Annotated in this window: 12 protein-coding genes; 8 read left to right on the forward strand and 4 right to left on the reverse strand. The window is 66.7% G+C overall.

Annotated elements, in window-relative coordinates; genetic code table 11:
* Positions 1-4 precede the first annotated feature (4 nt).
* Genes AC4GYY_RS07800 through AC4GYY_RS07810 form a run of 3 tightly spaced genes read right to left on the reverse strand, consistent with a single transcriptional unit; the run spans position 5 to position 3699 of the window.
* Positions 5-1336, reverse strand: coding sequence for a hypothetical protein (locus AC4GYY_RS07800; protein WP_491119703.1), 1332 nt, complete (start codon positions 1334-1336; stop codon positions 5-7).
* Positions 1333-2775: a hypothetical protein gene (locus AC4GYY_RS07805; RefSeq protein ID WP_491119704.1), complete on the reverse strand. Its 1443-nt coding sequence runs from the start codon at positions 2773-2775 to the stop codon at positions 1333-1335. The genes AC4GYY_RS07800 and AC4GYY_RS07805 overlap by 4 nt, the downstream gene beginning before the upstream one ends.
* Before the next feature lie 30 nt (positions 2776-2805).
* Positions 2806-3699: a hypothetical protein gene (locus AC4GYY_RS07810; RefSeq protein WP_491119705.1), complete on the reverse strand. Its 894-nt coding sequence runs from the start codon at positions 3697-3699 to the stop codon at positions 2806-2808.
* Between the two features lie 565 nt (positions 3700-4264).
* Between AC4GYY_RS07810 and AC4GYY_RS07815 the strand changes: the two genes are divergently transcribed.
* From AC4GYY_RS07815 to AC4GYY_RS07850, 8 genes are all read left to right on the forward strand, one after another.
* Positions 4265-5662, forward strand: coding sequence for a tyrosine-type recombinase/integrase (locus tag AC4GYY_RS07815; protein WP_491119706.1), 1398 nt, complete (start codon positions 4265-4267; stop codon positions 5660-5662).
* Positions 5663-5720: 58 nt separating this feature from the next.
* The gene (locus AC4GYY_RS07820) at positions 5721-5954 is read left to right on the forward strand and encodes a helix-turn-helix domain-containing protein (RefSeq protein WP_491119707.1); all 234 of its coding nucleotides are present in this window, start codon (positions 5721-5723) and stop codon (positions 5952-5954) included.
* A gap of 21 nt (positions 5955-5975) precedes the next feature.
* Entirely contained in the window at positions 5976-6938 is a 963-nt protein-coding gene (locus tag AC4GYY_RS07825) for a hypothetical protein (RefSeq protein WP_491119708.1), read from the forward strand.
* 89 nt (positions 6939-7027) lie between these two features.
* Positions 7028-8266: a hypothetical protein gene (locus tag AC4GYY_RS07830; protein WP_491119709.1), complete on the forward strand. Its 1239-nt coding sequence runs from the start codon at positions 7028-7030 to the stop codon at positions 8264-8266.
* A 266-nt stretch (positions 8267-8532) separates the two neighbouring features.
* Positions 8533-8967, forward strand: a complete 435-nt coding sequence (locus AC4GYY_RS07835) for a DUF305 domain-containing protein (protein ID WP_491119710.1) — start codon at positions 8533-8535, stop codon at positions 8965-8967.
* Positions 8964-10412: a YncE family protein gene (locus AC4GYY_RS07840; RefSeq protein ID WP_491119711.1), complete on the forward strand. Its 1449-nt coding sequence runs from the start codon at positions 8964-8966 to the stop codon at positions 10410-10412. The genes AC4GYY_RS07835 and AC4GYY_RS07840 overlap by 4 nt, the downstream gene beginning before the upstream one ends.
* Positions 10413-10421: 9 nt before the next feature.
* Entirely contained in the window at positions 10422-10946 is a 525-nt protein-coding gene (locus AC4GYY_RS07845; protein WP_491119712.1) for a sigma-70 family RNA polymerase sigma factor, read from the forward strand.
* Positions 10943-11722 (forward strand): anti-sigma factor family protein, encoded by a 780-nt coding sequence (locus tag AC4GYY_RS07850; RefSeq protein ID WP_491119713.1) that lies wholly within the window; start codon positions 10943-10945, stop codon positions 11720-11722. Before AC4GYY_RS07845 ends, AC4GYY_RS07850 begins: the two co-directional genes overlap by 4 nt.
* A gap of 132 nt (positions 11723-11854) precedes the next feature.
* Here AC4GYY_RS07850 and AC4GYY_RS07855 read toward each other — a convergent pair whose 3' ends face one another.
* Positions 11855-12145 (reverse strand): helix-turn-helix domain-containing protein, encoded by a 291-nt coding sequence (locus AC4GYY_RS07855; RefSeq protein WP_491119714.1) that lies wholly within the window; start codon positions 12143-12145, stop codon positions 11855-11857.
* Between the last annotated feature and the right edge of the window lie 38 nt (positions 12146-12183).

Consider the following 12183-nt stretch of genomic DNA (forward strand, 5'->3'; position numbering starts at 1 on the left):
GACCTCAGCAGCGGCTCAGCGCATCGTAGAAGTTGCGGTGAATGACGGAGGGTGCGGTTTTGGCCTGCACCAGCGCCTGACGCGCGGCGGCGATGAGGAAGCGCTCCGGCAACACGCCGGTGTCGGTGCCTGACTGCAACCGGTCCGCGGCCTCGCGCACCAGCGCCGCATGCTTGGGCTCGAACCGCATCACTTGATGGAGCGCGCGCCCGCCGTATTCGTCGCACGGCTCGAAACAGATTGCGTCCAGCACCGCGTCGATCTGCTCGGATAGTCTGGCTCTCATCCAGCTCGGCACGCGCGCCCAGGCGCTCGCCGGATACAGCGCATCCCAGGCCTGGCGGAACGCGGCTGCGTCGCCGCCGAAGCCGATCCGCTCGATCAGCCGGATGTTCAGCGGCACACGGATGATGGGAGTGGGATGGACCGCTTCGTCGTTCCACGCCGCCGTCGCCTCTCGCGACCGCCCGACCACGTCCATTAGTGAGCCGACATAGGCCGGCCCGATCAGCAACGATCCGGCGAGATCGGCATAGGTCTCCTTGTGCCAGCGCTGCCACACCGCGGCGTTCTGATCGGGTAGCCGCGCGCGCTCGAAGGCGGCGGCGATCCGGCGGGGAATGATGTTCCACAGCCCGAGATCGTTCTGGAGGTTGTGCGCCACCTCGTGCGGGACGGCGCCAAGCGACCAGGGGTTGAGCAGGCGGTGATACGGCACCTTGACGAGCGGAAACGGGTTCAGCCGCTGTCCGAGCTTGCCGAGCTTCACGCCGCGGCGGAAGGTCGCGGGGCCGAACCCGGCTTCCATGTAGCTGAACGGCGCGGGCGACGGGATCGAGCGTGCCTTGCCGAGCCCCAGATACGCGGCCTGGTAGCAATCGAGCGCGATACGATCGAGCGCTCCGAGCCAGGCGCCGAACGGGCCCTGCCGCTGACCGAACAGGTTGAGGTAGAACTCCCAGATCTGCTCGGTCGCGCGCGCCTCGCCCTCACCAACCTCCTTGAGGTGGAGAAGAAGCGCACGGCCTCGATCGGAGGCTGAGCCGACGTCGCGCGCGGCAGCGGCGAGGCGACGCTCGTTGCCGAGCTGGCGCCGGCGGCTGTCGCGGATCAGCGCGTTGACCGCGTCGAGGTGCGCCCGGCTCGGGGCGTTGGCACCATTCCCGAACTCGCCCACCTCGAACGGGCGCAGCCCCGAAAGGTAGCGGGCGGCGTTCACGGCGGTGCGATAGGCGAAATAGGGGAGCGACGACGGCCCGGTCTGCGCCGGCTGCGCCGCGGCCGGCGCCGAGGCGGGGGCGTCCGCGAGCCGATCGAGCAGCGTCAGCGCGCTCACCGCGCCAGCTTTCCGGTCTGGAAGGGGCTTGCGGCCGGCGCGTGAGGCTTTGCCGGAGGGGCGATCATCTCGGCGATCCTTGCAAGAACCGGCAGGCGCGGCTGCAGCACTTTGTGGATCAGCACCGACATGGCCGGCGTCGCCGCGGTCGGGATCAGCGCGAACTGCTTGCCGGCCTCGGCCAGGGCGGTGGCGATGATCGCGCCGAGCGCGAGATTGGCCGACGTGCCCGCGGGCGCGGACCCGATGGTCCGCACGAACTCGGCCGCGAAATGCCGGGCGGCGGTGACGACATAGGCGTGGCGGAGCTTGGCCACGTCGAACCCGGCCGGGTGCGCTTGGGCGAAGCGCATCACCATTTCCGGGCTGACCGCCTTGTCGATCGCCGCGGCGAAGGCCGGAGCCGCCACGCGCGCGAGTTGCCGCCGCATCTCGACCCGGGGGATGGCGGGACGGCCGACGGGAGGGGCCGTCCGGCTCGAGGACGCGGACGGCGCCGATCGCAGCGGCGGCGCCGCTCCCTGCAACCGGCGGGCGGCGACGGCCCAGCCGCTCTCCGACTCATCGTCGAAGCGATCGCTCTTGCCTTTGCCTTCGACCGACCGGACCATGTCGACCACTGCCTTGAGCGCAATGACGGTGCTTATCACGTCGTTCTGCGCGATTAATGCCGCCGATCCCTGGGCGATCACCTTGATCGCAGCGGCAGGGATGCGCCCGCCCAGCTGATCGTTCAGCGCGCGCAACGCGCCCTCGATCACCGTGGCATTCATCGCCTTGCGCGGATCGGAGCCCTTCTCGAAAGCGCCGATGATCACCTGGCCGATCGCCGAGGTGGCGTATTGGAGAATCTTGTTGTTGATCTCCGCCGGCAAGTCGAACTGCGGCGGAATGACGATGAACGGCCGGATCTGACCCTGGATCGCGACCAGCGCGCGCTGACGGCGTGCCTGCCGCGCGTCGTGCTTGGCGCGGCTCTGGTCCGCCCGGGTCTTCACTTGGTGCGCGTCGCGCACTCCGGTCCGGACCTGCGTCCTCGAGGGTCGACCACCACGCCGCGGATCGCTCGCCATCTGGTCAAGTTCGCCGATCGCTTCCGGTTGTTCGTCCTCTCGGTTCGGCTTGGATTTGCGCGCGGGACGCGGCTTGCGCGCCGGGAGACGGCCCGGTGTACGCCAAGCCAGCCGAGCCCCGTGCTGCCGCACGATCTCACGGGCCTGCGTGGTGATCGCGGGCAGGTCGTCCTTTCCGAAAAGACTGACCAGGGCCAGTTCGACGGCCAGTTGCTTGGCCGCCTCTTGCCCGTAGCTGCTGAGCGGCCGCTCGGGCATCCGGCCGTTCGCGCGCGCGAGAACCTCCGTGATGTTGGCCGCGACCGTAGCGGCGTTAACCGGCGGGGGAGGAGGAGGCGGTGCGTTGCCGCGATAAATGTCAGTCATGATCGGCGCCTCCTCCCATCGCTTTCCGGCTCAGTAGAACCGCTCGGAGCGGCCGATCGCGCGGCGGTCGAGCGAGCGCCTCTTGGCCGCGTTGGTGGCGAGCGCCTTGGTGATCGCGCTCGGGCTGGAGAGCGTGCGCGTGGCGTGTTTGGCCATGACCCTGACCGCAACCTTCGGCGTGACCGGCTTGCCGCTCCGCGCCTTCTGGATCAGCGTCGCGACCGTACGGCGCTGGATCGCGGGCAACGTCCGGATCAGCGCGCGCGCGCGCGGGTCGCGATTTTGGACCAGTGCGCGCGCGACGTTGCCGCTCGCCTGGCTGAGGACCGGCAACACCGTCTTGACCGGGAGCGGCGCGCGGCCGCCGACGAAGATCGTCACCTGGGAACCGAGCGATTGCGCGTCCGATGGGCCGCCCCGCGACGCCGCGTGCGCGACCGCCTCGGACAGCTGGTCCTCGGTCTCGGGCACCACCATGCCGGCGTTCATCTCGTCCTCGGTCTCGCCCTCGTCCTCCGACTCCATCTTCTGGACGAAGCCGCCGAGCTTGCCGCCGATCGCGGCACCAGCCGGTCCACCGAGCGCGCCGCCGATCAGCCCACCGATCTGGGGTGCGAACTTCTTGGCGAGCGGGGCGACGACGGAGGCGGCCTTCTTCGCCGCCTTCCACAGCGAGCCGAAAAACTCGTCGCCTTCGAACTCGGACTCGAACTCGAACTCGCCGTAGGAGCCCCCGCCTTCGAACTCGAATTCGAATTCATTGTCGTAGCCGTCATAGCCAAGCGGCGACGATACCTCGTCCTCGAACTCGAACTCGCCGGACGAGTAATCCTCGCCCTCCGCGTTCATGAAGCCGATGGGCGACTCGCCGAGGTCGAAATCCTCGTCCTCCATGTCGCCGTAGCTGGTAGTCCTGTCGAGCATCAGCCGTCTCCTCGAATTCGCCGGATCGCCTTCGCGACTCCGTCGGTGAGAAGGTGACAGGATCGAGCGACCGCACCAGTCGCGCGAGTCGGCTAGTCCATCTGTGCTAGCTCGACATGCGGTCCCCAGAATGATCCTCTCCACGTCGGATCGACCCGGCGTCAGCGAACAGGGACGTGCGTCGCTACCTCGATCGTATCCGAGCCGGCGTGACGGGCAGGTCGACGAGGTCGGGCCGGGTCTCGGCGCGCTCCTCCGGACAGGTCGTGGACGAGTGCCCCCTCTCCCGCGCTCGCGTCAGCGGCTTCGGTATCAGGAGATCGAGAGAAGAATGGTGCTGCCGGTGAGGATTGAACTCACGACCTCAGCCTTACCAAGAATCGCTATGTTTATAATCACTCATATTCGTAGCTCATCATAGCTCATCACAGCGGTTCAGCGGGGATGTAACCTGCTGCTCAGACTGGGTTATTCCCCATCGTAGCTAATCAGAGGAGGTTGCACCTTACCTTCCCGTGATGGCTCGGTGATGGCCATCCCGCCACGCCTTCAGCAAGGAAAACTCGTGGCCGAGAAGAGCAGCGCGGACCGGAGGAACCGGTCCACCACACGTCTTAAGAAGTCAATCGTGGATGATGAGCCGCTGCCGCCGAAAGGCCAGAGGACGATGCTGTGGGACAGCGAGGTCAAGGGCTTCGGCATACGCATCACGGCCAGCGGCACGCGCACCTACCTACTCAGGTATCGGATGGGCGGACGCGACACGCCGATCCGAGAGGTCACGATCGGACAGCACGGCTCACCCTGGACCCCAGACCAAGCGCGCCGTCGCGCGGTGGAACTCCTGATGCAGGTCCGTTCGGGGCACGACCCCGTCGCCGAACGGGAGGCAGAGAGACGGCAGAGCCAGGCCGATGCCGGCGAGCGCGAGAAACGCATGTTCGGGGTGATGGCGGAGGATTGGTTCCGCAAGCACGTTGAACGGGATGGCCTGCGGAGTCAGAAGGACATCCGCGGCGTACTCGACCGGGATCTCAAGCCGGCCTTCGCGGACAAGACGATCGACGAGATCACCAAGAGGGACGTCACCGACGCGCTGGATGCGATCGGCGACCGCAGCGGGTCGGCGGCGAACAAGGCCCACAAGTGGGCCAGACAGATCTTCAACTGGCTCAAGGACGAGCGGGGCGAGCTCGACCGCACGCCGATGGACGGTGTGAAGCGTCCCTTTCCCGAGCCAAGCCGGACCCGCGTGCTCTCGCTCCCCGAGCTCGTCGTGCTGTGGGTGGCGCTCGACGGGTTGTCCGAACCGTTCCGCTCCTTCTACCGGTTCCTCATCCTCATCGGACAGCGGCTGCGCGAAGGCGCGAACGCACCATGGCACGAGTTCGACTTCGAAGCCGGCGACTGGTTCCTGCCGAAGGACCGCACGAAGGCCGATCGCGACCACCTCGTGCCGATGTCGGAGCAGGCCATTGAGATCCTCGAGGACATCCAGCCCGATCCCGCCAAACGCAAGGGACCGGTGTTCACGACCAACGGCAAGGTCGGCATCAGCGGCTTCAGCAAGCTCAAGGTCGAGATCGGCGAGGAGATCGAGCGGCTTCTGCTCGCGAATCCGGTCGCGCGTGAATTGACCCCCGACGGAATACCGGGCTGGGTGATCCACGACCTGAGGCGATCGCTGGCGACCGGTTGCCAAGGGCTCGGCATCGACCTCGCTCACTCCGAGGCGATCCTGAACCACGCGTTCGGCAAGACGCTCTCCGGCGTCGCCCCCGTCTACCACGTCCACGAATACTATAACGAGAAGGCCGAGGCGCTGGCGCGTTGGGGCGAGCTCATCGAGAAGGCAGTCGCCTGCTTCCGCGCAGGGGACATCGAAGGCGTCCGGGCGCTCGACCCCGCCCGGCGGACGCGGACGCGTCGCCGGCGGCGGCCACGGCGCGACCACGAGGGCTAGCTAATACCCTGTAGGATACAACCTTGACTTTGTATCCTACAGGGTATTAGATGCGCGGATGGAGACGAATGGTTGCCTGGAACGTGCGACGAGCGCCTCCGCTGATCGCGAGTACACGACGCGAGAGGCGGCGGAGTTCCTCGGCTGCAGCGAGGGCTACCTCATCAAACTTCGCGGAAGCGACGGCCCGCCGTTCAATCGGCGATGGAAGCGGAAGGGTATCTACTACCTCGAATCCGACCTGGAGGTGTGGAGGCGTGGGCGTCGCTACCTCTCAACCTGCGAATACTGACGAATCTGGCGAGGACCACGAATGACGAAGGCGCGCGACGACCACCACAAGCCGTTCGCGTTGCGGTATGGCGCGCTCGAAACCCTCCTCGTCGAACTGACCGGCGCCAGCACGAACACCATCGTGAGTCGCTTCCGCAAGCTGCGCCCGAAGTTCGCGAACGACGGCTTGCTGACGGACACCGGGAACCGCGTCAGCTACGACCTGACCCGGGTCCTCGCGATCTGCGCGACATACGAACTGAACTCCCTTTCGCTACCTCAAGGCCACGCCGTCGACATCGTGGTGGCAAACTGGCCGGAGATCGCAAGGGCATGCATCACGGAATGGGATGACCGTTCGCACGCCGCCGTGGATGGCAGTCGCGAGCGCTCGCCCACAGTGCGCATTTATGTCGATGCCATCGGGGAAACTCCTGTGGGGGGATCCTGGGCGTCGGTCGCTTCCGAGGGGAAGCCAGGTGCTCCCCATATCATGCTCGATTGCGGGCCGATCGTCGACGCACTCGTCGCCGCCGCCGACACCTCGGGTCAGGGCGCCGAACTCGCGCCGGCGTTCGCCGAGCTCGAAAGCACGTTCGGGTGGGAAGCACTCAGGGAGGGAGATCCGGAGAGGCTGCCGAGACGCAAGGAAAGCGACTTCTTCGGCACCGGACCGTATTTCGACCGCGCCCGCGCACTTCTTGCGGTCGAGCCCGGCCCCACGCTGCATCACCGGCGTGCTGCCCGCCTACAGGCCATGCTCGACTATCTTGAGGCGCCTGCACCCATCGACAGCTGGAAGAGATTCATCGGGACCGAACCCGGGCGGCCCAGGCTCGTCCACATGCTCGCTGCATGGGGCGTATCGCTCGGACTGAACTCCACCACGATCGGCAACGTCGGGACGCTCAACATCTCCTCCCTCGACAGGGAGGCGGCAGTCGAACTCATCCAACGTGGCGAGCAGCATGTCGCGAAGCTGGTCGGGAAGACGGGCATCTAGGCGGTCATCCCCGCAAAGACCATGGCTGCGGCCTCCGTCCACAACGGCAGACCGCGTCCGAGCGCACTCAAGCGGACCGTAGAATGGACATGGCCAAGATCACCACCAACCAGTCGCCCGACGCCGCGAAGCCACTCCACCCCTCGTGGTGGCGGCTCGGCGCTACCGCAGCCCGCCGCGTGGCGAGGAGCCATGGGTGGCGCGCCACCGCGGAGAATGGCGGAGTTCGCTGGATCGGTCACGAGTGGAGCGGCCGTTCAGACATCCGGCTGGCACGGTCCGATTGCTATCCCGGACTTTCTGACGACGAGCCTCGCTACGAGGTGGTATCGGCGGAGGCGGCCCGCCACATCGTCGATGTCCTGCGTGCGGGCATCTCGGCTCGCGGCATACCGGTCGCGAAGTTGCCGGACCACAAGAGCGTTCGTCGGGACGGGTACGATCCATACAGATGCTCGACACTCTTGATCGACATCGACTTCGGCGAGTTCATCCTTCCCCTCGGATTGAACGCCGACCTCCTGTCGAGCTACCCCAAACTCACTTCGCTCGACGTGGCGACGGGGATGATGGACGCGATAACGAGAGCGCATGCCGACCGGAGTGGGCACGTCGCGCGCGAACTTCAACTCCGCAACGCCTTCCAGGACCGGGCGCAACTGGCGAACGTGACGCCGCTGTGGTTCCGAGTGATGCCCTGGAACTTCAACCCGCGCCACGTCGCGCCGTTCGGACAGACCTACGAGATGATCGCCGTGATGCTCGATCAGGATCTCCGTCCCATCCTTGGTCAAAGGCTGACGAGCTCGGAAGCAGACATCGAGCGCTACCTCGGGTTCCACGCAGAAACGCAGCGTCGCCGCGCCGCGACCCGCGCGAGGCTCGACGCGACGGGGAGTCCCGGGCTCATCACTGAAGTGGCGCTCGGACTCATGAAGGCGCGGTGCATGGAACCCGGCCAGGTGCTCAACTACCTACGGGTCTGCCGGTTGGCCGGAGATCACAATGGCCTCCTCCACCGCACCGCCACCACCCGTGAGACGCTCACGCTGGTCGAGGGCGTTCTGGACGCGACCATCGAGTTCAAGGGCGGAGACTATGCGTCGGGGCAGCTAACGCTCGAGGGCGAGTATCCCAAGACGCTGGCGCTGAGCGCCAAGCGACGCCCGATGACCGCGTTCGTCGACCATCCCGCGTTCAGGAACGCGGGCATCGTAGTTCGACAAGCACGTGCGCTGCAGGGGCGCCTCAGACTTTACCACGTCGTGCGGAGCATGCCGCTGGACGAGGCCAACCGCATGATGGCCGAGATGACGACCGACGGCTGACCGTCCAGCCGGCCCGCTCCGAAGCTGGCTGGCCAGTCTGGGTGCAGCTTCAGCCCTCAACGCCATGTCCGTCCGCGCTCGCTGCCGCGACACGGATCAGCGAGGCAGGCGTTGGCCGGCCCAGCTTCCGGTCCCGACGGGGAAATTTTCAGCCGGTGCGGATGCTTGGGGAATAACGGCGGCGGAGGGTTGTCTACAGCGACATGACCGAAAGAAAGCATCCATTCCCGCGCTGCTCGAGGACTAACCGCAGCAGTCGGATCCTCATGCTGTCACTGCTTACGATCATGGCCTCGGTCCCCAGTCCATCTCTATCCCAGAGTGTTGCCGAACAGCAGGACGCCGTCGCGGGTGACGAGTTTAACCGTGAGAACGACGCCGCCATGGCCAAGATGATGGCGGACATGCACGTCAAGCCTACCGGAAACATCGACCGCGACTTTGCGGCGATGATGATCCCCCACCATCAGGGCGCGATCGATATGGCCGTGGCATTCCTGCGCCACGGCACCGACGAGCGCCTCAAGCGGATCGCTCAAGGCATCATCATCGAACAGCAGCAGGAGATCGCGGCCATGCGCCTCGCGGCCGGCCTGCCGCTTCCCCCTTCCATGTCCGCGCCCACGCGCCCCCACCCCCCAAGGGGCGCGGGCATGGAAACCCATCGCCATGCCGGCGCCGAACCGAAAGTTGCCAAATGAACCGATCCGCCGCGCTCGCCTCCCTCCTGCTGACAGTCTCCCCGGTTCCGGCCTTCGCGCAGCAGGCGCCGTGGGGCGCTGACGACGTGAAGATCAGTCACCGCGACCGCATCTACGCGGCCGAGCAGTTCTCCAACACGGTGTCCGTCACCGATCCCGTGGACAACAAGCTGATCGGCGTCATCCGCCTCGGGGAGCCGCAGCCCGCGAACCTCAGCCCGCTCTACAAGGGTCAGGTACTCGTCCACGGCCTCGGTTTCTCGCCGGACGGCAAGACGCTGGCGGTGGTGTCCATCGGCTCCAACTCGGTCACGTTCATCGATACGGCGACGAACGCGGTGAAGCACACCACCTACATCGGCCGCTCCCCCCACGAGGCGTTCTACACCCCCGACGGCAGGGAACTGTGGGTCACGGTCCGCGGCGAGGACTACATCTCCGTCATCGACCCGGTCACCTTCGCCGAGAAGACCAGACTGAAGACGCCTGGCGGGCCGGGCATGACGACGTTCTCGCCGGACGGGAAATACGGCTACGTCTGCTCGTCGTTCAATCCGGAGCTGGTGATCTTCGATGTCGCACGTCACGAGATCGTCGGCCGCGTCGTCCAACCCAGCGCCTTCTGCCCGAACATCGCCGCGTCACCGGACGGCAAGCAGGTCTGGTTCACGCTGAAGGACATCGGCAAGACGGTCGCCTTCTCCGCGAAGCCACCGTTCCAGATCCTCAAGGTTATCGACACTGGCCCGATCACGAACCACGTTAACTTCGCGCGCACTGCCAACGGACAGTTCGCGTATGTCACGGTCGGCGCTCTCAACGCCATTAAGGTCTTCAGGACGGACGACTATTCCGAGATCGCCACCATCCCCGTCGGGAAGCTGCCGCACGGCATCTGGCCATCGGGTGACGGCACCCGGATCTACGTCGGCCTGGAGAACGGCGACGCCCTGGCGGCGATCGACACCAAGTCGAACCGCGTCGTCGCGAACGTCCCGGTCGGCCAGGCTCCGCAGGCCATCGGCTACGTCACGAACGCAGTGGTCCGCGGTGACGGCGCCGGAGGTCTCCAACCTCTGGGCTTAGCCGGCAATTCAACGCACCTGACCCTCGGTGCGCCCGGAGCGACGAGCGGCGCCGGACCGACGAACGTCACCTTGTTCGACCAGGGACTGACGCAGGTGCTGCAGGCTGCGGTCAGCGGGCTCTCCCCGAAGCAGCCCTACATGCTCGCGCTCTCGAAAAGGCCCGATGGATCGGGAGCGCTCGAGCCGCTGGCCCGCTTCATGACCAATCCCGCCGGGTCGGCCATCGTCAACGCCGTCGGGCCCATTCGCCAGCTGGTCGCAAACGACGGCGGGACGGCCGAACAGCGTTTCCTGGTAATCGTGCCCGCGGGCGACTCCGTGGCTCCCGCGGCGCCAGTCCAGATACAGCGGAAATGAGGTGCCGCGATGCGCGACATGATGCTTCTGGTCGAGCCGCTGATACCGGGCTTGCGCCGGTACGCGCGCGCCCTCCTGCGAGACCCGGCATCCGCTGACGACCTCGTGCAGGATTGCCTCGAGCGGGCGATCGGCGGCTGGCAGCAACGGCGGGTCGACGGGAACGTCCGAACCTGGATGTTCACGATCCTCCACAACCTCGCCGTCAACCGGCTCAAGCAGGCCAACCGCCGCGGAGGGCACGTGCCGATGGAGGACGCGGACGAGTCCGCGATGAGCAGCCCGGCCGGACAGGAGAGCAACCTCCACAGTCATGACATCCTGGCGGCCGTGGACAGGCTGCCCGTCGATCAGCGGTCCGTCATCCTGCTGGTCTCGGTCGAGGACCTGTCATACGCCGAGGCCGCGCGGACGCTCGATATACCGATCGGAACCGTTATGTCGCGCCTGTCGCGTGCGCGGGAGAGACTGCGTGTCGACTTGAACGGGGAACGGCGCGCCAACGCCGTCCCGCACCTACGGAGCGTAGTATGACCGCGCGGCCCATCACGGAAGACGAGCTCCAGGCGTATGTCGATGGCGCGCTGGACGGCCAGCGCAGCGACGAGATCGTCTCCTATCTGGCCGAACATCCGGACGTCGCCGATCGCATCAACGCCTATCGAGACCAGCGCGCGGCGCTGCGCCAAGCCCTGCAGCCGGTCGCCGAAGAACCCGTGCCGCCGGAGCTGAACATCGCGCGCCTGGTGGCGGACCGAGCCGGCTCCAGGGGATCGCGCTTCCGAGCCGGCTGGCAGGCCGGAGCCGCCGCGCTCCTGCTCCTCATCGGGGGCGCGGGCGGATGGTCGCTGCATCGTCCGGAGCAGTTGCCGAAGGCGGGCATCGCATCGCTCGCGCTCGAGGCCGCCGACAGCTACGCGGTCTACGCGCCCGATCTCGGCCGCCCCGTGGAGATCCAGGCCTCGGACCGCTCGCAACTCGTCACCTGGGCGTCGCGTCGCCTGGAACGACAGGTCTCGGTTCCCGACCTGTCGCCGTCCGGCTTCCAGTTCATCGGCGGACGGGTGATCCCGACCCCGCACGGGCCTGCCGCGCTGTACATGTTCGACAACGGTCGGGGCGTGCGCCTGGTGCTGCTCAGCCGGAACATGGCGATCGACCAGAACACGTCGATGACGCGGAGGACGAGCGGTCCGATCTCCAGCATCAGCTGGTCGCGCGATGGTCTCGGGTTCAGTCTCGTGGGGCCGTTGGCACCGGCCGTCCTGCACTCGATCGCCGACATGGCGAGGCTACAGATCTCGGCGTGAGCCGACCAAGCGTCCGGATCGCTTGGAAGCAGTAGGCCCTGCCTTGTCTCAAGGCGCCGGCTCGTCGCCGATTAGACGGGACGGCGGCGTCGTCGAGGAAACCGCCCTTCGATCAGTGACCGATCGGGTCTGCTAGCTTGCCCGCGAGCCCATGGGCGCCGGTCCCCGGGCCGATCGCGGCAGCTCCCTTATCTCGGCTGGGTCGAGCGGCACGCCCTCCATCAGCTCGGCGAGCGACATCTCCAGCGCCACGGCGACGCGGGCGAGGGTGAGAAGCGAGGGATTGATCAGACCCCGCTCCAACTTGCCATACGTCGCCCTGTCGATGTTGGCCGCGGCCGCGAAATCCTCCTGCGAGAACTCCGCGGCGATCCGCAGCGCGCGGACGCGTTCCCCGAACTTGATCTGGACACTCGAAGCCATCGGGACAGATGCACACGGGTCACCTCCCACGTCCACGG

The organism is Sphingomonas sp. SP6, from assembly GCF_058313435.1.

Coding starts and splice junctions, on each gene's coding strand:
- AC4GYY_RS07805 (WP_491119704.1), bottom strand. CDS start 2,775: ATGACTGACATTTATCGCGGCAACGCACCGCCTCCTCCTCCCCCGCCG.
- AC4GYY_RS07810 (WP_491119705.1), bottom strand. CDS start 3,699: ATGCTCGACAGGACTACCAGCTACGGCGACATGGAGGACGAGGATTTC.
- AC4GYY_RS07820 (WP_491119707.1), top strand. CDS start 5,721: ATGGAGACGAATGGTTGCCTGGAACGTGCGACGAGCGCCTCCGCTGAT.
- AC4GYY_RS07825 (WP_491119708.1), top strand. CDS start 5,976: ATGACGAAGGCGCGCGACGACCACCACAAGCCGTTCGCGTTGCGGTAT.
- AC4GYY_RS07830 (WP_491119709.1), top strand. CDS start 7,028: ATGGCCAAGATCACCACCAACCAGTCGCCCGACGCCGCGAAGCCACTC.
- AC4GYY_RS07835 (WP_491119710.1), top strand. CDS start 8,533: ATGCTGTCACTGCTTACGATCATGGCCTCGGTCCCCAGTCCATCTCTA.
- AC4GYY_RS07840 (WP_491119711.1), top strand. CDS start 8,964: ATGAACCGATCCGCCGCGCTCGCCTCCCTCCTGCTGACAGTCTCCCCG.
- AC4GYY_RS07845 (WP_491119712.1), top strand. CDS start 10,422: ATGCGCGACATGATGCTTCTGGTCGAGCCGCTGATACCGGGCTTGCGC.
- AC4GYY_RS07850 (WP_491119713.1), top strand. CDS start 10,943: ATGACCGCGCGGCCCATCACGGAAGACGAGCTCCAGGCGTATGTCGAT.
- AC4GYY_RS07855 (WP_491119714.1), bottom strand. CDS start 12,145: ATGGCTTCGAGTGTCCAGATCAAGTTCGGGGAACGCGTCCGCGCGCTG.